The organism is Ruegeria sp. CDSB113 (genome assembly GCF_059611045.1).
On record NZ_JBXWOU010000019.1, the window covers coordinates 1 to 18,958 of the forward strand.

18 protein-coding genes are annotated in these 18,958 nt (G+C 55.2%); 11 read left to right on the top strand and 7 right to left on the bottom strand.

All coding sequences use genetic code 11. The features are described 5' to 3' along the window. Window positions 1-412 precede the first annotated feature (412 nt). From AC2FIS_RS21720 to terL, 4 genes are read left to right on the top strand one after another with little or no spacing between them, the layout of a single operon-like run. Entirely contained in the window at window positions 413-703 is a 291-nt protein-coding gene (locus tag AC2FIS_RS21720) for a ParB/Srx family N-terminal domain-containing protein (RefSeq protein ID WP_496775347.1), read from the top strand. An 18-nt stretch (window positions 704-721) separates the two neighbouring features. Continuing rightward, entirely contained in the window at window positions 722-1,807 is a 1,086-nt protein-coding gene (locus AC2FIS_RS21725) for a DNA-methyltransferase (protein ID WP_496775349.1), read from the top strand. Beyond that, complete coding sequence (locus AC2FIS_RS21730; protein ID WP_496695663.1) at window positions 1,800-2,249, top strand: DUF5681 domain-containing protein; 450 nt, start codon at window positions 1,800-1,802, stop codon at window positions 2,247-2,249. The genes AC2FIS_RS21725 and AC2FIS_RS21730 overlap by 8 nt, the downstream gene beginning before the upstream one ends. Then, on the top strand, window positions 2,230-3,720 hold the full coding sequence (terL, locus tag AC2FIS_RS21735; RefSeq protein ID WP_496695661.1) for a phage terminase large subunit: 1,491 nt from the start codon (window positions 2,230-2,232) through the stop codon (window positions 3,718-3,720). The genes AC2FIS_RS21730 and terL overlap by 20 nt, the downstream gene beginning before the upstream one ends. A 394-nt stretch (window positions 3,721-4,114) precedes the next feature. Here terL and AC2FIS_RS21740 read toward each other — a convergent pair whose 3' ends face one another. Next, window positions 4,115-5,002: a LysR family transcriptional regulator gene (locus AC2FIS_RS21740; RefSeq protein ID WP_496775350.1), complete on the bottom strand. Its 888-nt coding sequence runs from the start codon at window positions 5,000-5,002 to the stop codon at window positions 4,115-4,117. A 169-nt stretch (window positions 5,003-5,171) separates the two neighbouring features. On the opposite strand from AC2FIS_RS21740, the gene AC2FIS_RS21745 reads away from it, so the two are divergent. The 5 genes from AC2FIS_RS21745 to AC2FIS_RS21765 all read left to right on the top strand — a co-directional run bounded on the left by AC2FIS_RS21745 (window position 5,172) and on the right by AC2FIS_RS21765 (window position 11,193). Then, window positions 5,172-5,792 carry a glutathione S-transferase family protein gene (locus AC2FIS_RS21745; protein WP_496775351.1) on the top strand — a complete coding sequence of 207 codons (621 nt, stop codon included), beginning with the start codon at window positions 5,172-5,174 and terminating at the stop codon, window positions 5,790-5,792. Window positions 5,793-5,848: 56 nt separating this feature from the next. After that, the gene (locus AC2FIS_RS21750; protein WP_496775353.1) at window positions 5,849-7,504 is read left to right on the top strand and encodes an FAD-binding oxidoreductase; all 1,656 of its coding nucleotides are present in this window, start codon (window positions 5,849-5,851) and stop codon (window positions 7,502-7,504) included. Window positions 7,505-7,558: 54 nt separating this feature from the next. Beyond that, window positions 7,559-8,905: a dihydrolipoyl dehydrogenase family protein gene (locus AC2FIS_RS21755; protein ID WP_496775356.1), complete on the top strand. Its 1,347-nt coding sequence runs from the start codon at window positions 7,559-7,561 to the stop codon at window positions 8,903-8,905. Window positions 8,906-8,947: 42 nt separating this feature from the next. Continuing rightward, the gene (locus AC2FIS_RS21760; RefSeq protein ID WP_496775358.1) at window positions 8,948-9,652 is read left to right on the top strand and encodes an SDR family NAD(P)-dependent oxidoreductase; all 705 of its coding nucleotides are present in this window, start codon (window positions 8,948-8,950) and stop codon (window positions 9,650-9,652) included. A gap of 152 nt (window positions 9,653-9,804) precedes the next feature. Further along, window positions 9,805-11,193 carry a pyridoxal phosphate-dependent decarboxylase family protein gene (locus AC2FIS_RS21765; RefSeq protein WP_496775360.1) on the top strand — a complete coding sequence of 463 codons (1,389 nt, stop codon included), beginning with the start codon at window positions 9,805-9,807 and terminating at the stop codon, window positions 11,191-11,193. A 284-nt stretch (window positions 11,194-11,477) separates the two neighbouring features. Here AC2FIS_RS21765 and AC2FIS_RS21770 read toward each other — a convergent pair whose 3' ends face one another. From AC2FIS_RS21770 to AC2FIS_RS21785, 4 genes are all read right to left on the bottom strand, one after another. Next, the gene (locus AC2FIS_RS21770) at window positions 11,478-11,978 is read right to left on the bottom strand and encodes a hypothetical protein (RefSeq protein WP_496775361.1); all 501 of its coding nucleotides are present in this window, start codon (window positions 11,976-11,978) and stop codon (window positions 11,478-11,480) included. Between the two features lie 76 nt (window positions 11,979-12,054). Then, a complete protein-coding gene (locus AC2FIS_RS21775) occupies window positions 12,055-13,113 on the bottom strand; it encodes a DoxX family membrane protein (protein WP_496775362.1) in 1,059 nt (352 codons plus the stop codon). 54 nt (window positions 13,114-13,167) lie between these two features. Beyond that, the gene (locus AC2FIS_RS21780) at window positions 13,168-14,136 is read right to left on the bottom strand and encodes a DMT family transporter (protein ID WP_496775364.1); all 969 of its coding nucleotides are present in this window, start codon (window positions 14,134-14,136) and stop codon (window positions 13,168-13,170) included. An 11-nt stretch (window positions 14,137-14,147) separates the two neighbouring features. Continuing rightward, window positions 14,148-14,762: a nitroreductase family protein gene (locus tag AC2FIS_RS21785; protein WP_496724976.1), complete on the bottom strand. Its 615-nt coding sequence runs from the start codon at window positions 14,760-14,762 to the stop codon at window positions 14,148-14,150. A 149-nt stretch (window positions 14,763-14,911) separates the two neighbouring features. Between AC2FIS_RS21785 and AC2FIS_RS21790 the strand changes: the two genes are divergently transcribed. Continuing rightward, a complete protein-coding gene (locus tag AC2FIS_RS21790; RefSeq protein WP_496724974.1) occupies window positions 14,912-15,799 on the top strand; it encodes a LysR family transcriptional regulator in 888 nt (295 codons plus the stop codon). Window positions 15,800-15,912: 113 nt separating this feature from the next. Here the strand turns inward: AC2FIS_RS21790 and AC2FIS_RS21795 are convergent, their stop codons facing one another. Together AC2FIS_RS21795 and AC2FIS_RS21800 are read right to left on the bottom strand one after the other, a co-directional pair. Continuing rightward, complete coding sequence (locus AC2FIS_RS21795; RefSeq protein WP_496775365.1) at window positions 15,913-16,410, bottom strand: DUF8737 domain-containing protein; 498 nt, start codon at window positions 16,408-16,410, stop codon at window positions 15,913-15,915. Window positions 16,411-16,433: 23 nt separating this feature from the next. Next, window positions 16,434-16,622, bottom strand: a complete 189-nt coding sequence (locus tag AC2FIS_RS21800; RefSeq protein ID WP_496775367.1) for a hypothetical protein — start codon at window positions 16,620-16,622, stop codon at window positions 16,434-16,436. Window positions 16,623-16,951: 329 nt separating this feature from the next. Here AC2FIS_RS21800 and AC2FIS_RS21805 point away from each other — a divergent pair, with 329 nt between their 5' ends. After that, entirely contained in the window at window positions 16,952-18,613 is a 1,662-nt protein-coding gene (locus AC2FIS_RS21805) for a tetratricopeptide repeat protein (protein ID WP_496775368.1), read from the top strand. The last annotated feature ends 345 nt before the right edge of the window (window positions 18,614-18,958 follow it).

Sequence of the window (18,958 nt, forward strand, 5' to 3'; positions counted from 1 at the left end):
CGAACCCTGGTACTGAGGAGCGCCCGAATGGCTCGGGCGTGGGTTCAGTGATGCGTGGTTCACAGCAACAGTCCAGCGCTTTCTGGGGCGAGCTCTGGAGGGGTGTGTTTTGCAGGGCGATGCTGCCGTACCCCCGATTATTCGTCAACAATCTTAATCGGTTACTTTTTGTTTGGGGGTTGCGTCTCGTAGTGATGGCGCCTACATTCAACCCAATCGCCCGGACTATCAGGGCGGGAAACTGCTCCCGCAGGCAGCACTCATTGGAAACACAGGTTTCCGCAGAGAGCATTCAAAGGAGCAACGTCTCGGATCGATAGGTCCGGGGAGTTGCGATTTGTGCTCTCTCCGATTTTCCAACGCGATCCCTCCATCTCGGCGTCCATATGGCGCCAAGCAAAAGGGGGCGAATATGCCTGCCAAGAAACCACAGAGCGACGCCACGGCGTCCAATGCGCCGATCTGGATGGCGGAAAAAGTTATCCAATCCCAGATCAGCCAGATCAAGCCCTACGCCAACAACAACCGCGTGCACGCGGCCAAGAATATTGACAAGCTGAAAGCTTCGGTGGCCCAGTTTGGGTTCGTCACCCCGATCCTGTTGGATGCTAGCGGTACTATTATTGCGGGCCATGGCCGCTATGAAGCCGCCAAGGCCCTGGGGTTGATGTCCGTTCCGACTGTTGTCGCGGGTCACCTGTGAGATGCAGAAGTTCGTGCTTTGCGCATCGCGGATAACAAGCTGGCGGAACTGTCGGACTGGAACGAAGCGGCGCTGCAGATCGAATTTGCCGAGCTGACGGACCTCAGCCTTGATGGTGAACTGGACTTTGATCTGGATATCACCGGGTTCGAGGCACCGGAGATCGACATCCTCATCGATAGTACGGGCGAGGCCACGGAGACGGAAGCGGAGACTGTAGAGGCCCCGGACCCTACGGCACCCGTAATCACGCAGCCGGGCGATCTTTGGGTTCTTGGAGATCATCGCATCTTCTGCGGGGATGCCTTGCAAGCGCATAGCTACGACACATTGCTGGATGGCGAGAGCCCGCAGATGGTCTTCACCGATCCTCCTTACAACGTACCGGTCAATGGGCATGTCCGCAGTGGCGCCAGTGGCGATCACCGCGAGTTTGCCATGGCGTCCGGAGAAATGTCGGACAGCGAGTTCCGTGGCTTTCTCTCGGACGTGATCAACCGGCTGATTGTATATCTGCCGGACGGAGGTATCGTGATGATCTGTATGGACTGGCGTCACATTGAAGAGTTGATTGCGGCCGGCAAGGCAGGTGGATTGGACCTCATCAATCTCTGCGTCTGGAACAAGACGAACGGAGGCATGGGCAGTCTTTACCGATCTAAGCACGAGCTGGTTTGCATCTTTAAGAAGCCCGGTGCGCCGCATATCAACAATGTCGAACTGGGCAAACACGGGCGCAATCGAGCCAATGTTTGGGATTATGCCGGTGTGAACAGCTTTGGGGCAGGGCGCGAGGCGGATCTCGCGGATCATCCCACGGTGAAGCCGACAGCTTTGGTGGCAGATGCCATCATGGATGTGAGCCATCGCGGCGCTGTCGTGTTGGACGCCTTTGGCGGGTCCGGCGCGACCTTGCTGGCAGCTGAGAAAATCGGGCGCCGGGCGCGGCTCATTGAGCTCGACCCGGCCTATGTCGATGTCGCCATCCGCCGCTGGCAGGAGATGACTGGTGAGAACGCCGTGCACGCGGTGACCGGCCAGACGTTCGATGCGCATTCTGCGGCAACCAATGCCACCTCAGAGCTGGAGGCGGATCATGTCTGACGATACGAAAGAGTTTGAGGTGGGCTACGGCAAGCCGCCCAAAGCGACCCAATTCAAGAAAGGCCAATCCGGCAATCCGAAAGGACGACCGAAAGCCTCGAAGAATGTTGGGTCGATGCTTGAGGAAGTCTTCTTTCGGAAAATCCCGATCACCGAGAATGGATCACGCCGCGAGGTCACTATGCTGGAAGCAATCCTGCGCCAGCTGGTGAATGGGGCAGTTAAGGGCGAGATGCGTTCGATTGACCGGGTTCTCAAACTGTTGCCTGCGGTTCAGGAGGCACGTGCTGCAGAGTTGGCGGGTGGCGAAGGTGCATCAGCGGCCGACTCCGGTTCAGATCTGGCCGCCCTGGAAGTGCTGGCGGATATGTTTGGCAGCGATCCGGATCAGCTTTTTGCAAGCATCCAGGGAGGCATCGACGATGAATGCCCTGAATTCTGATGATCGCAAAAGACTGGCAGAGGCTGCGATGCGTGAAAACCTCTACGCATTCCTTGCGGGCAGTTTTGGTATCTTGTGTCCGGGTGAGAGGCTTGCCCGAGCCCCTTACCTGGAGGCCATGTGTTACGCCCTTCAGCGTGTGGCCTCTGGTGAGTGCCAACGGTTGATGATCTCGATAGCCCCTCGGCATCTGAAATCGATCTGTGGATCTGTTTTGTTGCCAGCCTTTGAGCTTGGACGCGATCCGGCAAAGAAAGTGGTTGTTGTCAGTTACGGCAAAGATCTGGCGCGCGAACATGCCGAACAGTTTCGACGGCTGGTAACCAGTCGGTTCTATCAGCGCCTGTTTCCAAAGATGAAGGTCGATCCCAAACACAACCGGTTCGAACATATGAAAACCACTAAAGGAGGCGGGCGCAAATCGGTCTCTCTTGGCGGAGGTATCACTGGCTTCGGTGCAAACCTCATTATCATCGACGATCTGGGTAAACCCTCCGAAATGCGCCACGATACGTACCGGCAGGAGTTGCGTGACTTCTTCGACCAGACCCTATTCTCACGGCTGAACGACAAGCGCACGGACCGTATTGTCTCGATCCAGCAGCGATTGCACCCGGATGACTTCTCCGCCTACCTTTTGGAAAAGGACACGTTTGACCATCTATGTTTGCCGTCGATCGCGGAGATCCCTGAAGAGATCTCGCTCTACAACAATAGTGTGCTGAAGCGTCGGCCAGGGGACTTGTTGAACCCAGAGCGGGAACCGCAGGAGGTTCTTGATCGGATCAAGGCCGACATAGGCAATTTTGCTTTCCAGGCGCAGTATCAACAGAACCCCACAGACGGTGAAAACGAATTTCTCTCAATGTCCGATTTGCATCTGGTGGAAACCTTGCCGGACGAAAGCGTGTTTGTCCGGCGGGTCCAGAGCTGGGATACAGCGGCGAAGGATAGTCCGCGTTCGGACTTTACGGTGGGGCTGACCTTTGGTTGGCATGCGTATGAAGAAAGATGGTACTTACTCGACGTCTTTCGGGCTCGAACGAACTATACGGAGGTGCGGAACGCTGTTCTTCGATTGCGCAAGCAATGGCGCGCTGACAGAGTCCTGATCGAGTCCTCGGCGATGGGCATCCACTTGCTTGATGAGTTGAAACGCACCGCAGCAGGCGTCTTCATGCCCGTCAATGTGGTCAGCAGCAAGCTGGATCGCTTCATCCCACAGACCGACTGGATTAGATCCGGCAAGTTGGTCATCCCCACGGACAAGCCCTGGTTTGATGAGTTCCGCAGGGAACTGCTGGCGTTTCCGGATGCTCTCAAAGATGATCAGGTGGATGCTCTGACCCAGTTCGCCGAATACATGCGTCGAAGCCAAGGCACATACCTCGATACTGATCCTTACACCGGTCGCCGCCAAGGCAACTATCGACCCGAACGACCAAGAAGGGAAGACCGCATGCGGTTCTGACGCCACGCGAGAGCGCTTTCCAGCGACCTGGGGTTGGGTATCACGGCTTCGAACTCATACGTCAGCGATGAAGCGCAAGGCTGACGTTGGTGCTAATTGCAGCGAAGGTCTGCTCTGAGCCCAATTTGTGATTTCGGTTTTATCGCTGCGCGCGCTCGCAGCGTCGAGAATGCCGCGTGTGCGAGAAATCCGGTACCGCTGCGCAGCGGAAGGACCGGTCATTCATACGGGCCGCAGCGAGTATCAGGCTTCGAATTCATGGGTCGCACAACAAAGTGAGCTCTTGTCTCCAGGATCCCAATGGCAGCGTAGTGCAGGGAGCGAGATTGCAGTGGACCTCATCAGGTGCAACCAACTGACTTCCCAGTTGAAGCCGTTGTAACTTTATCTTTCCTCAACGTGATCTGAAATGCCTTGCCATATGATCTATCAACGCGCGAACCCGTGCGGTCAGATGACGGTTAGGTGGGTAGAGCGCGTAGAGACCAAAATTTTCTGTTTCGTATTCCGCAAAGAGTTGTTCTAGCGATCCGTTTTCCAAACATGACGCCACAGCGTAGTGAGGGCAACGTGCAATGCCGAGGCCCGCAATCGCCATATTAGCGATCGCTGCCGGCGCATTGGCATGGAAGGCGCCAGCGACTTTCACAACAAAATCTCGGGTGCCAGTTCGGAACCTCCATGCCGTTGCGTTGACCGGGTTGTCATCTACCAGGCATTTGTGGGTGGCGAGCGCCATGGGGTCACCCGGCCGTCCTCGCGCGCTCAGATAATCCGGAGATGCGCAAACGATGAGTGGCATATCCGCAAGTTTTTTCGCAATGAGGGTCGAATCCCTTAACACACCCACTCTGGCGGCAAGGTCGAACCCTTCCTCAACCAAAGCCACTCTGGAATCCGACAGCTTGAGCTCGATATCAACATTGGGATGTGCCTGCATGAACGGGGCCAGGGCTTGCGTCAGGTTGGTGCTCCCGAACCCAGTTGGTGCAGTAATGCGGATCGGACCCGACAATGCGGACTGCCTTTCCTGCACCAAATCATCCAACTCATCGATTTGTTCGACAATTGGTTGGCATCGCTTAAGGTAGGCAACCCCAACGTCAGTGAGAGAAACACTTCTCGTTGTTCGGTTGAAAAGCTGGGTCGAAAGTCGACTTTCCAACTGCGCCACATATTTGCTGACAAGCCTGGTCGAGAATCCGAGACGCTTCCCTGCCGCCGTGAACGAGCCTTCTTGAGCCACTGCCAGGAAAGCACGCATCGTGTCAACTGTGTCCATTGTAACGCTCCTTTGGTGCTTCGAAGATGTTAATTATGCTCAATACGTTCATAGTTATGGAATGAAATGTGTGATTATCACCAATAGAGTACCATGCCATGTTTTGTCCAGTGATCGCTGGTGAACCCCTCAGCTTTCAATCAGGAAAACTCCTCCGAAAGGAAAAAACATGCCCAACGCCATCCGCATTCATCGCCATCCGCTATCCGGCCACGCCCATCGGATCGAACTTTTTGCCAAGCTTGGCGGCATCAATCATGAACTGGTTGATGTCGATCTTTTAGCCGGCGAGCACAAAAAAGAGCCCTTTTTGTCACTCAATCCGGCCGGTCAGGTGCCGGTCGTCGAGGACGGAGATACCGTCGTTTCAGACTCCAATGCCATTCTGGTGTACCTCGCACGTAAATATGCGCCGGACTGGCTGCCGACCGATCCTGTCCGAGAAGCCGAAGTTCAGAAGTTCTTGTCATTGGCCGCCGGGGATATTGCCCACGGGCCAGCAACCGCTCGGCTTGTCACCGTCTTTGGCGCCCAACTGGATGCCGAGCGGCCCAAGGCAGTGGCCAGATCTGCATTCGAACGTCTCGAATCTCATCTGGATGGGCGAAACTGGTTGGTTGGTTCCACCCCGACAATCGCCGACGTCGCTATTTACAGCTACACGGCGCATGCGCCCGAGGGGAACGTCTCACTTGACGATTTCCCCAATATCCGGGGCCTGCTGGGTCGTGTCGAGGCACTACCGGGCTTTGTGCCTATGCAAAGCACCAAGGTTGGCCTGGCCGCCTGATGAAACTTGGCGCCCAGGGCAGATGCCCGGGCGCCATTTTGCCAAGGAGAAATCCCATGTCCAGCACTGAACTTCGTGATCGGGACGCCTCCCCGTTTCACCGCGGCGAACACTTGGCGCAAGCGCGGCTGGGCGTCCGCGACATCGAAGAGTGGGCACGGCAAGTTGTCCGCGACTACTTACCGGAACAGCACCGCGACTTTCATACCGCCCTTCCATTCCTGGTGGTCGCAGCCCGGGACGGACAGAACAGGCCTTGGGTTACACTGTTGGAAGGGACCGAAGGTGCTGTTACCTCGCCTGACAACAAAACGCTCTCTATCGACGCGTTGCCCGGTCAAGGTGACGCATTGCACAATGCCATCCAGCCAGAAAGCGATATCGGCATTCTCGGCATCGAACTGGCAACCCGACGCCGTAACCGCGTCAATGGCCGTGCGGCCAATGTCACATCCGCAGGGTTTAACTTTCGCGTCGAGCAGACCTTTGGCAATTGTCCGCAATATATTCGGGAAAGAAAATGGCATCGGTTGAATGGCTCCGATCCTGGCCTTTCAACCAGAGGCCAGCGCCTCACCAAAGGGCAGATACAGTGGATTTCCTCCGCAGACACCTTCTTTATCGCAAGTGGTTATCGCGGAGAGGGTGCGAGCCCGACATACGGGATGGATGCGTCGCATCGTGGCGGCGACCGTGGCTTCGTCAAAGTTCTGGATGACGGGCGGTTGCTGTTCCCGGATTACGCCGGCAACAATCACTTCAACACAATTGGCAACATTCTCCTCGATCCGAGGGCGGGCTTGCTATTTGTTGATTTCGAAAGCGGCAGCTTTCTTCAGTTAACCGGCAAAGCCTCCATCGATTGGGACAGCGACGAGATTGCAAAGTTTCCCGGCGCTCGGCGGCTGATTACGTTGGAGATTGATGAAGTTGTTGAGACGCGCTCCGCGGTCAGCCTCAGATGGAGTTCGGATGCGGACTCGGTTCGCTCGCTCCGTCTTGTCGAGAAAACGCCCGAAAGCGCTGATGTCACCTCATTCGTCTTTGAAGCACGTGACGGAGGGGCCCTGGCTGGTTTTGAACCTGGCCAGCATCTTCCGATCGAGCTAGACATTCAGGGGAAAAGCGAGCCTGTCAGTCGGACATACTCACTCTCCAATGAGCCCAATGAGCATCGCTATCGAATTTCCGTGAAACGTGAACCGAAAGGCATCGCTTCGCAGTTTCTTCATGATCACCTCGAACCCGGTGCAATTATTAACAGCCGTCGGCCATCCGGGGATTTCGTAATGACCTGCAACAAGTGCCCATTGGTGCTGGTCAGCGCCGGTATCGGTGTCACACCGATGATGAGCATTCTGCAAGCAATCGCTGAAGAACCCGGCAACCGCCCGGTCTGGTTTGTTCACGGTGCGAGAGACGGGAAACACCATCCATTGGCTCAAGAGGTTCTGGAATTTGCGTCCGCACGGTCAGGTATCCGCGTGCATGTCGCCTATAGTCAACCCACTGGGGATGACCAGTTGGCCAATGCGTTTGACAGCCTTGGCCGCGTAGACGGCGCGTTGCTGGCGCAACTGGTTGATAACATCGACGCCCATTACTTCATCTGCGGGCCGGTGAAATTCATGGGTGATCTTCAGGCCGATCTGGAAGGCCGGGGCATATCCCAGGAGCACATTCATACCGAAACCTTCGGTCCCGCCGGGTAGTCTATGCCGACCCGCCTCGACACAGACCATGGTTCCAATTCTAGGAGTGAAGACATGCGTGATTCATATGATGTTGTAATTATTGGTGGCGGCAATGCCGGGTTTGGCGTGTCAGCCATTGCTCACGAAGCCGGAAAATCAATTGCATTTGTAGAAGCGCGTGAGTTTGGTGGGACCTGTCCCAACCGTGGCTGCACGCCCAAGAAAGTGTTGGTCGCAGCAGCTCACACGATGCATGAAATTGAGCAAGCTTCGGTGCACGGGATCGAAGTGAGCAAGCCGAAGCTCGATTGGGCCAAACTGATCGAACGGGAAAAAGACCTTATCAGCTTTATACCAGATGCCATGCTCGGTCTGGCGGAAAAGCGGGGCGACGTCTTTCGTGGCCATGCAACTTTCGTGGGGCCCAACAGTGTTGAAGTTAATGGTCAGGTCGTCCACGGCAAAAACATCGTCATTGCAACCGGATCAAGGCCAAGACCACTGCCTATTCCCGGCGCCGAGCACATGATCACGTCGGACGATGTCTTGTCGGACCCGGCATTGCCGAAAGAGGTTGTGTTCATCGGTGGCGGTGTCATCGCGATGGAGTTCAGTCACGTCTATGCACGGGCAGGTGTCCGGGTAACAATACTAGAAGCGCTGCCGCAGCTTCTGCCACGCCTTGACGGGGATGCGGTCAGCGCGCTGCGAGCGGAAACCGAACGTCTTGGCGTGGTCGTCAAAACCGGGGTTTCGGTAACAAACATCGAGAAATCAGGCAAGAAACTCAGGGTGCGGTTCGCGCATGAAGGCCGCGACCTAAGCGTCGTGGCCGAACGTGTTGTCAACGGAGCCGGCCGCATCGCCAATATCGAAGGCCTTAACCTTGCGACCGCCGGTATCGAGCATGACGGGCGAAGTATTTTGGTCGACGACACGTTGCGCTCCACCTCCAACCCGTCGGTGTGGGTCGCCGGCGACGCGTTGGAGCAATCCGCCCAATTGTCCCCGATAGCAACCTACGAAGGTCAGATTGTAGGCCAAAACATTGTGAACGGGTCAACCGAACAGCCAGACTACAGTGTTATCCCCAGTGCCGTTTACACTGTCCCCGCTCTCAGCTCAGTCGGTCTGAGCGAGGCCGAGGCAAAGAAGCAGGGCTTCGACGTCTCTGTCATCATCTCGGACATGTCTGGTTGGATTTCTACCAAAACTTATGCCGAAACTGCAGCCTGGTCGAAGGTTCTGGTCGACAAGAACAGCGACGAGATCGTGGGGGCCCATATCCTGGGTCATCACGGCGACGAGATAATTCATCTCTTCGCCATGGCCATGCGTCACGGCATTTCCGCCAGTGACCTGAAGACCTCGCTCTATGCCTTCCCGACCTTTGCAGCTGACATCAAGTCCTTGATTTAGCAGCGTCGTCGTCGAAACAACCATTGAAGAAGGAGTATACCCATGGGCCACAAAGTCTGTCTGATCACAGGTGTCGGCGATGGCACCGGTTCATCGGTCGCCCGCCGGTTTGAACGGGATGGATATCGCGTCGCCTTGTTGGCCCGCAACCGTGAGCGTTTGGCGGAACTTGAAAAGGAACTCCCGGGTTCGAGGGCTTTCGCATTCGATTTGGAGGACATTGAGCATCTGATCGATGTTTGCCGTCAGGTGAGGGAAGAAATGGGAGCGCCGGAAGTGATTGTTCACAACGCCGTTCGGGCCACTTTCAAACCTTTTATGGAGGCAGATCCGGACGAACTGGAGCGCAATTTTCGCGTCAACACCACTAGCTTGTTATACATGGCGCGCGAACTGACACCGGCAATGGTCGAGCGGGGCAGCGGTGCAATCATCGTCACGGGCAACACAGCAGCACTCCGTGGTGTTCCCAATTACGCGCTCTTTGCCCCTACAAAGGCCGCGCAACGGATTTTTGCGCAGTCCCTTGCCCGCGAATTGGGGCCAAAGGGCATCCATGTGGCTTATGTCGTGATAGATGCGGCGATCGACACTCCATGGACCCGCGTGCCTTTCAATCCAGATATGCCCGAAGAGTTTTTCAGCAAGCCCAACGCCATCGCTGACGAAGTTTTCCATATCGCCCATCAAGACAGGTCTACCTGGTCGTTTGACGTAGAACTGCGACCCTATGGAGAAAAATGGTGAGCATTCTTTGGAATGTCGGATGACCTGTGAAGCCACAGGAGTTGACTAATTCGCTTTTGGAAGACGCCTCCGTGGTCTCGAGTACGCGCGCCATCGTAAAAATACCTAATCAACAGAGGCACAGTATGACTTGCGAAAAATTACAGCCTTACTTGACGGATGCCAATCTTCTCTTGGAAGCGTGTCGTCGCGCCAACCGGTACCTAACTGAAATCGCTGACATGGATGCCTTTCCGAAAGACTCGGCGCGCAATTCACTGTCTCGTTTTGAGGAAAACCTGCCAGAAAACGGGTTTGATGCTTTGGAAACTCTAAGACTTCTGGATGACGTGGGATCACCAGGCACTGTGGCATCCAATGGTCCGCATTATTTTGGATTCGTTATTGGGGCGACTATCCCGGTCGCTGCAGCTGCTCAGCGAATGATGCTCGCATGGGATCAATGCGCCTCGACTTATACCAATTCCCCATCGGCGGATGTTATCGAAAAAGTTGCCGCACGCTGGATACTGGACATTCTTGACCTCCCTCGCGACAGCGGAGTTGCCTTTGGCACATCCGCAACTTCCTCAACCCTTGTTTGTCTGGCGACTGCGCGTCGGGAGTTACTGTTGCGGAAGAACTGGAACCAGGACGTTCTCGGCCTTTGTGGAGCACCCGAAATTCGCGCCGTCATATCGGAAAAGATGCATGTGACAGTGCGCAAAGCGTTGCGTATTCTCGGCTTTGGCGAACAAAATATACTTGTGGCGCCGGTTGATGAAAAAGGAAGCATCATTCCATCAAAGCTTCCCAAATTGGATGAAACGACCATCCTGTGCTTGCAGGCTGGAGAAGTGAATACCGGCAGTTTTGATCCATTTCTGCCATTGGTGGCGGCGGCAAAAGCCGCCAAAGCCTGGGTACATATCGATGGTGCCTTCGGTCTTTGGGCGCGTGCTGCTCCGACAAAACACTATCTGACGGACGGGGTGGAAATGGCCGATAGCTGGACAACCGATGGACACAAATGGTTGAACACACCGTATGATGGAGCTGTGGGTATTTGTCGTGACCGTCATGCAATGGCCGCCGCCATGAATAGCGATGCAGACTATTCTTTGGCATCCGCAGATAGCCAGAAGAATCTCGGCATTGAATTCTCTAGAAGCGCCCGTGGCATTCCTTTTTGGGCCGTTTTGCGATCTCTGGGACGCACAGGGGTTGCGGCTATGATTGAACGGCACTGCGCATTGGCAGAATATGTAGCGGATGCGTTGGTTAAGGCCGGATATAATGTCTTAGTACCGCCCGTGCTAAACCAAGTTTTGTTCACCTTCGGAACTGGTGCAGAAACCGCGCAAATACAGTCTCTTGTCGCGGCCAATGCTAAGGTTTGGTTTGGTATGACTGTCTGGAACCAGGCACCAGCAATGCGGATAAGTATATCGTCCTGGCAAACTGATACTCACAATGTTGATCTGCTGATTTCTGAACTCACGGCTGCGGCAAAGATCGTCCAATCAGCGACCAATGATAAACCGCAAAAATGTGCGGATTAAGAACGACGATGTCTGCGGATAGCGCCACTGACGTGGCGCAGCCAATTTTTCGCATCATATTTCAGAAAGCCCAAGGGGAGACATATGTTTAAAACCAATAGTCATGTGTGGCCTCGAGCAACATATTCATTCATGCCGAAGCCTCTTTCATCTGGGCGTTGAAAAAAACTGTGACGCCGAGACAGCTGACAAAAAACACCAGCCCGACCAGCATGATCAGCGTCCCTGCCGGGCCGGACAGGCCAAATGCACCCTAACCTGTTGATAACACCATGGCTGTTGCGTCATCGCGATGTCGCAGAATCTTGTTCGATGGTGACCGCCGCAGCAATGGGCTCCCCGCCAAACACCAGATCCGAGTGATCGTTGGTGTTTAAACCGACTGATATTTCGTGCCGCCCGGGCGACAAGTCCGCCAGATGGTAGGCCGTTCCGTAGAGCCGGGTCACTTTTTCGCCGTCCACGTACAGATGTGCGTGCCCTTTATTGGGTGTATTGGGCTGATTAACGCTTTCTGCTGAGAACGCGAAATTTTCAATCGCCACAAAGACATTCCACCCGGCAATCGCGTCCTTCGCGACGCGGATTGAAACCTCTGGCACATTCTCGGGATCAACTTCGAATGTGCCATGCGCTTCTATGTGGTCATGGGTCAGATGGGTTGAATGATCTTCCGGTGTTGGCGACGCCACGAGCGGCGCCAACAGAATTCCCAGAAAGATACATATGATTGTCCAGTAGAGCCCATAGATCGGCCTGACTTGAATTGTGTCGAGAAACTTCATCGTAGTCGCCCTTCAAGTATCGAGCATTTTCAGACGTGCAAATGACCGGTCACGCCATCTTCGTTGCCGCAGATCTCTAACGCCCTACCTTCAATCGCTGCCCGTATCCCAACAGAAGCAAGACAAGAGCCGTTGCGATGATCGGCAGGTGACCGATCAGCTCGGCCAATGCCTCGTCCTGCTTGTTCTGGATCAGGAAAACGATGTTGGACGTCAGCATCAAACCCGCCAGGGCAAGTGTGGCCAATCGCGTCACAACGCCGAGCACCAGGATGAGTCCGAAGACCACTTCCATGACTCCGGCAGACAGGACGAACAAGCGATCCTCGAACCAATCAAAACCGAGTTTGGGCATGAAGTTCCACTGATAATCCGCAATGAAGGCTTGACCGAGCGCCGCGCCATAGAGCTTTTCCGAGATACCAAGCGTAATCAAAGAAAGGCCGGTGAAGATCCGAAGCATATCCACTGAATAGGGCTTCAGTCGCGTCCGCGCACCCTCGGACGGGAAGTAGTTGAACAACAGGAATAGCGCGATTCCGACGACGTTCGCATACTCGAATGATCGGATCAGACCGAATTGGATCAGCATGCCGGCATACAAGATCAGCATCAGAATCGCGGCGTGGTGAAGGAAATGATTGCTGAGCAGCAGCACTCCGATCCCGGCCTGAAGAAACAGCAGAACCGTGCCGAGCCCGCCATAAGCCTGCAGGTGCGGCGCGACAAGCGCACCGTCATAGGCCGTCAGCAGAAAGGACATGCCCGTCAGAACGCGCATCAACTCCATTACATCGTGCCTGATCTTGGTACTTGCGATTGGCAGGTCTGGCAGTTTCCTGTCCAGAACGATCGCAATTCCCACCATGGCGGCCGCAATGGCTATCCATATCAGAACAGCCGGTTCTGACAGGGAATAGGGTTGGTACGTGGTGGCCCCGGGACTGTCGGCGGTCACGAACCAGTGCACATGAGCCTGCACCAAAGCTGGTGAAATCAAGACGATGCCAAGCAAGCCCCAAAAGAGAAGAGGCTTGGCCGTGACGCCGCTCTTTAGCAGGGATCCCTTCGCGTCTTGTTCTCTATTCAGTGCGGCGTAGGCATCAGTAAGTCGGTTGGCTTCAATCTTGGACATTTCTCTACCCCTTGATTGATCACGTTGCCCGTTGGTCATCCGGTTCCCGCAAACTTAGGCCGTTGGGGCTACATGTTTCTGGGGGCGGCGACGCGCAGACTTCAAATTGGATTGTAGAACGATGGTGGCGGTCACAACCAGAACGACCCCGGGCCACGTGGCAATAGGCGGCAGTGGTGCCCCGAACAGCACCCCAAGCAGTAGGACCAAAGCCGGGTTCAGAAATGTATAAGATACAACCCGTGTCGGCCCGATCTTTGTGGTGCTCCACTGGAAGATGACGAACGTGACGATCGTCGTGAAGACAGCAAGATAGGCGATGCCAAAAAAAACCTGTAGCGGTACGTCGCTCCAATCCACCTTGTCTAGACTGGGAAACGACAACAGAAACAGCCAGATCGAACCGGTCGCCATGGTCCAGAACGTCATCCTCGCCATGGGCTCGCCGCGATGAAGGACTTTGACCAAGGTGCTGTAGATGGCGAGCGAGATTGTCCCTGCCAGAAACAGAAGGTCGCCTTTTCCGATGCTTAGGGACAGCACTGCGGAAAAGTCACCGCGGAAGACCACCCAGATCGCGCCGGCAGCACCGATCGGCAGGGCGATCCGAGCCGACAGGCCAAGCGGTTCGCGCAGCAGGATGGCTGCGATGATCGACGTGACGACGGGCGTCAAAGCAAAGATCGCGGCGGTGTTCAATGGCGTTGTCTGGCGCAGGGAGGCGAACATACACCAGAAGAAGAAGACCAGAAAAACGCTAAGCACGCTGTATCGGACCATATCACCCGGGCGCGGCAGCGATATCCCAAAGCGCCAGACAACGATCGGTGCAAACAGCATTGTTGCCAGGGCAAATCTTAGAAAGGTCAGCACAATACTGTCCAGACCATCGGCAATGGCATTCACCACGGGAAAAGACGTGGCAACCAGCAGCGTAGCGGTCAGCATCAAGGCGTGAACGTAAAACTGCGATCCGCCTCGGGCTTTCTTGTCGGATAACGCGGGGATGGAATAGCGCGGCATCTCAAGTCTCCCTATTCCGCTGCAATGGTAGTGGGCGCGGCAGGAAAGCACCCCTCGAAGGCAATCTGATCAAGTGGCATCCGGCCGCTTGGCTCCTCTTCGGCCCTGAGGTCGTCAGGCAGGCCTGCAGGATCGGCCCGTCGTCCAATGCTGATTGCAATCTCCAGCTTGTACCGGTCCGGAAAGCGCAGCACATTTGGTGCTTCGTCAAACATTAATCCGGCCATTGCATGCGCGGCATAACCAAGCGCTGTCGCTTGCAATGCGATCTGCGCCCAGGCCGACCCGGCATCGAAACTGTTGTAGTGAGAAATTGCTTCCGGTCGGTCGCCATCACCTGGCATTACCGTGTCCGACAATAAAAAGATCAATGCGGATGCGTCGATTGCCCAACGGCTGTTCAAAGGGTCCAGGACCGAAAGAAATTTGGGCCAGAGATCGTCGTTGCGCCGGGCGTAGAGAAACCGCCAGGGCTGAACATTATAGGCAGAAGGCGCCCAGCGACCGGCCTCGAGAATGGTCATCAGGTCTGCATCAGGAAGGAGTGACGCATCATAAGCACGTGGCGACCAGCGTGACAGGAAAAGCGGGTCTACGGGGTGATCAGGGGTTCTTGCGAGTTGCATATCAGGTTCTCCTAGTCTTCAAATTCAGTCGGAAACCTCTTGTGAGGGACGACAGGTTCCGGAGTTTGTGTTGAGTGAATATGCATTATTACGAAATAGTTTATAACATGGTTGTTGGTGATTTAACTATTCACTGATAGTAAATAGTAATGGATCGTATGACCGCGCTGACCGTGTTCAGAAACGTCGTAGAGTTTGGCAGTTTTGCTGAGGCATCTCGCAAACTCGGCTTGTCGCCTGCCGCAGTCAGCAAAAATGTCAGTGAACTCGAGGCCCACCTCGCAACCCGTTTAATCAACCGTACGACGCGACGCATGAGCCTGACTGAGGCAGGCGCGCTCTACTTCGACCGGGTCGCCCAAATCCTTGAGGACCTCGAAGAGGCCGACGGTACGCTTCTGGCCATGCAGAGCGCGCCATCCGGCTTGTTGCGGGTCAGCGCGCCGATGACGGTCACGCTTGTCGGGCTGTCCGAGGCGATCCCCAGATTCCTCGACCGTTATCCCGAGCTTACTTTGGATCTGCGTCTTGAAGACCGCAGGGTTAACCTTGTTGAAGAAGGTTTTGATATTGCCTTGCGCGGGTCTGACAATCTTGAGGATTCTGCCCTTATCGCGCGTAAACTGACGACCATGGATCACGTGTTGTGCGCATCGCCCTCTTACTTCAAAACCTACGCCCGCCCGGAAAAGCCAGAGGAGCTGTCTCAGCATACTTGCGTACAATTCAGCCTGTCGGATCACGCCGCAGAATGGACATTTCGTAGAAACGGTCGCGCGGTGAAAGTGCCGATTCGGAGCCGCTACAAGGTGTCGTCCAGCCTGGCCGTACGCGATGCGTTGCGTGCGGGCTTTGGCCTCAGCCTCATTCCCAGAATGTACGTCGAAGACGACCTCGCGTCCGGTCGGCTTACGTCCGCCCTTGAGGACTGGACGCCGAACGAGACATTCCTCTACGCGGTTTACCCCTCCAGGCGCTATGTCGTTTCGAAAGTCCGCGTGTTCCTCGACTTCCTGATCGATGAATTCGGCCAATAGATCGGACTTGTTTTGGCGTCTCGTTGCCGCCTCCACAATGCAAGGGCCAGGGATTGACGCGCATCCAAAAAAATGCGCGTTCATTGTTCTTGAGTGTCGTGTAATTTGATCCATCACCGAGCACGCCCCGCAGCCGATCGCGTGCCGAGTGCCATGTGCACCAGGCGGATGAGCATCATCGCGTGCGTCACAATGAGGACCGGGACAACAAAGGTCGGGATGTACCAGGCAGCTTGGAAGTGCGGCACGGCCTCAACTTGCTGAAGGGCGTTGGCCAGATCGTAGACGCCGATAATATTCAATGCCCACAGCAAAGGCAGCGCCACCGCCCAACCTCGCCATAGGGCGGTCAGCGTGAGTGTCGCCGCCAGAGCGGCGGACAAATCACCGTAACCAGCCTCGGCTGCGAACCCGCCGGGCATGGTTTCAGCCACCACGCCAGGCACGAGGAACACCAGTCCCAGATGTCGAAATGCATGCGGTACGGCCAACCAGAACATGGCATCCCGCCAAGCCAGTTGGTCTAGAACTGGCGTCACGCGGATGGCGACCAGAGTGCAGACAATCACGCTGAGGCCAAGCTGCAACATAAAAATCAGATCAATAGGCATAACAATTCCTCCTTTTGTGCGGATCAGGCGGCTTGGTCGTTGTTGGTCACCCGGACATCCAGCGCTTCCAATTTGGAGACATGCGTTTCCAGATTTCGGATGCGTGTCTGGAGCAACTCAGTTGGATCAAAGTGGATTGCTTCGTCCCAGGCCTTCAAAAACGCGGTGATCCGGCCAAATCGAGTCTCGTTCTTGGGGGTGATGTCGATCATCTCTTCGTCCTTTCCGTTTCAGTTGAAGTTCGATGAGGGAAAGGATGGCCGCAGCACACCAAGATCAGGAGTTTGTAACGGTTACACACGCACGTGTTTTTTGGGTAACGCGTTGATAAAATGTACTTTTATAAGCTAACTTGCCGTAGCTGACGTGCGGTCCTTCAGGCACGCTGCTCCGACGGTTCCTTTGAGGCGGCTTTCTCCAAATTCAGTGCGTGTGACTTCGGCCATCAGGCTCCGCGATTCGTGCGGCGAGGTCAGGGACGTTGCGGTCCGTTGGACGAAGCCGGTGTTGCCGCGTAATCTTGATCAGACTGGGGAGAGAGGTGGCCGAGATCGCAGAGATAGGCCGAGCCAACAATGTGCAAATTCGAGAGCAATTGGATCGTGTTCTCGGAAGTGAGACCTTTGTTCACGGCGAACGTCAAAGCCGTTTCCTTCGCTATGTCGTCGAACAATCTCTCTCTGGTAAACAGATGAATTTGAACCAATACAGCATCGGTATTGATGTCTATGACCGTGACGAAAGCTTCGATCCTGTGATTGATTCAATTGTCCGGGTCGAGGCAGGCCGCCTGCGGTCGAAGTTGACTGAGTTCTACGCGCATGACGGACGGAATGACGCTGTTATTATCGAGCTTCCGAAAGGCGGGTACGCACCGAAGTTCACCCTACGCGCAGTGCCTGTCACCCCCCCGACACTTACTGCACCATCGAATGAACGCACAGAATTGCCCCGCCGTCTGATCGTGGTTCTGGCTGCCCTTTGCGTTTCGGCTGTCGTTCTGTGGTTTATCGTTGGCTTTGGTACAGGCAAACCAGGAGAACCGGATACGGTGCAATCGGACCAGGTTTCTATCGCTGTACTTCCGTTTGACAACATGAGCCCGGATCCGGACCAGGGATATTTCAGCGACGGTATTACGGAAGATATCATTACGGACCTGTCCGTCATCTCAGGCCTCCGAGTCATCGCCCGGCATTCGACGTTTGTTTACAAAGGCCAGCAGGTTTCCATTAAAGAGATTGGGGAAGCTCTGGACGTCGGCCATGTCCTGGAGGGAAGTGTCCGGCGCGACGGCGACAGGCTGCGGATCACGGCGCAGCTGATCGATGTCACAACTGATGCTCACATATGGGCCGAGCGTTTTGACCGTAGTGCTGCAGACATCTTTGAAGTCCAGGACGAGGTCACACGCCGGATCGTCGAAGCACTGGAAGTCGCCCTGACCGATAGGGAAGCATACCGTCTCGACCATCGCGGCACGGCTGATCCCACGGCGCATGACCTTCTGCTTCGTGGTCAGGAGCAGTTCTATAGGTTTGACCGCACCAGCGTTCTCGCGTCCACCGATCTCTTCGGCGGCGCTATTGAAGTCGATCCGAACTATGCCGATGCTTATGCTTGGCAATCGCGCGCGTTGACGTTTTCATTTTTAGCCGGTCACAATCCTTCAAAGGGCGAAACCGTTGACGCAGCCATTCAGTTGGCGCGAAAAGCTCTGACGATTGATCCGGACCTTCCGGCGGGACACGCCAATCTTGCCTGGGCGCTCCGCTGGGACAAGGATCTGGACGGGGCTCTGGCTGCGGTCAATCAGGCCATCGCTCTCGACCCAAATTTCGCCGATGCGTTCTTATGGAGGTCGCTCATCCTTTCGACAAATGTCGACGGCGATGCCGCATTGCAATCTATCAACAAAGCCTTTCGTTTGAATCCGAACTACAGCGTCACCTACGTATTTGCGCTTGGACGCGCTCAATTCTTACTTGGTGATTATGAGGCTGCCTTGAGGCAGTTTCGTCGCGCACATGATCGCAATTCCAATTTCTTGCCGGGCAGAGTGTACGAAGCGTTTACATTGTCCAAACTCGATCGTGAGCAAGAAGCCAACCGGGCTTGGGCGGAACTCGCGAAAACACACCCAAACTATCCGCAAAGTCCCAGCTATCAGTCCATTCTTTTGGAGTGGGGAGCGTCGGAGTGACCTTTGCAGGGTTCGTGCCCGAAATAGGTCGAATTTTTAATGCGTCCAAAGGCTTAATCAGCTCACCAAACTCCAATAACACCCATCCGAATGTTGATGAGCGTTGTAAGGTACGATCTGGAAGTCGACGTTGGCGCAGGCTCGATGCGGGACCGTTTTGTCTACTCCTTACTCGCCTGCCCGACGTACGGCGAAGGGTTGGTTCGGAATTTCTAGTTTTCGGCGCGCTTGAATGACTGCAAACGGGAAACGCGCCGTGTTGCAGAACTCTTGATGCTGCATGTGCACGGTGATGCTGCGCCAGCGAAGGTATAAAATCCAAGGTCGGGAAAGTCCGCGTCACAG

What these genes read in the sequence shown, in the direction of transcription:
- AC2FIS_RS21760 (WP_496775358.1), top strand. Translation starts at nt 8,948, where the DNA reads ATGGGCCACAAAGTCTGTCTGATCACAGGTGTCGGCGATGGCACCGGT.
- AC2FIS_RS21780 (WP_496775364.1), bottom strand. Translation starts at nt 14,136, where the DNA reads ATGCCGCGCTATTCCATCCCCGCGTTATCCGACAAGAAAGCCCGAGGC.
- AC2FIS_RS21730 (WP_496695663.1), top strand. Translation starts at nt 1,800, where the DNA reads ATGTCTGACGATACGAAAGAGTTTGAGGTGGGCTACGGCAAGCCGCCC.
- AC2FIS_RS21775 (WP_496775362.1), bottom strand. Translation starts at nt 13,113, where the DNA reads ATGTCCAAGATTGAAGCCAACCGACTTACTGATGCCTACGCCGCACTG.
- AC2FIS_RS21750 (WP_496775353.1), top strand. Translation starts at nt 5,849, where the DNA reads ATGTCCAGCACTGAACTTCGTGATCGGGACGCCTCCCCGTTTCACCGC.
- AC2FIS_RS21785 (WP_496724976.1), bottom strand. Translation starts at nt 14,762, where the DNA reads ATGCAACTCGCAAGAACCCCTGATCACCCCGTAGACCCGCTTTTCCTG.
- AC2FIS_RS21740 (WP_496775350.1), bottom strand. Translation starts at nt 5,002, where the DNA reads ATGGACACAGTTGACACGATGCGTGCTTTCCTGGCAGTGGCTCAAGAA.
- AC2FIS_RS21795 (WP_496775365.1), bottom strand. Translation starts at nt 16,410, where the DNA reads ATGCCTATTGATCTGATTTTTATGTTGCAGCTTGGCCTCAGCGTGATT.
- AC2FIS_RS21770 (WP_496775361.1), bottom strand. Translation starts at nt 11,978, where the DNA reads ATGAAGTTTCTCGACACAATTCAAGTCAGGCCGATCTATGGGCTCTAC.
- terL (WP_496695661.1), top strand. Translation starts at nt 2,230, where the DNA reads ATGAATGCCCTGAATTCTGATGATCGCAAAAGACTGGCAGAGGCTGCG.
- AC2FIS_RS21745 (WP_496775351.1), top strand. Translation starts at nt 5,172, where the DNA reads ATGCCCAACGCCATCCGCATTCATCGCCATCCGCTATCCGGCCACGCC.
- AC2FIS_RS21720 (WP_496775347.1), top strand. Translation starts at nt 413, where the DNA reads ATGCCTGCCAAGAAACCACAGAGCGACGCCACGGCGTCCAATGCGCCG.
- AC2FIS_RS21755 (WP_496775356.1), top strand. Translation starts at nt 7,559, where the DNA reads ATGCGTGATTCATATGATGTTGTAATTATTGGTGGCGGCAATGCCGGG.
- AC2FIS_RS21800 (WP_496775367.1), bottom strand. Translation starts at nt 16,622, where the DNA reads ATGATCGACATCACCCCCAAGAACGAGACTCGATTTGGCCGGATCACC.
- AC2FIS_RS21790 (WP_496724974.1), top strand. Translation starts at nt 14,912, where the DNA reads ATGGATCGTATGACCGCGCTGACCGTGTTCAGAAACGTCGTAGAGTTT.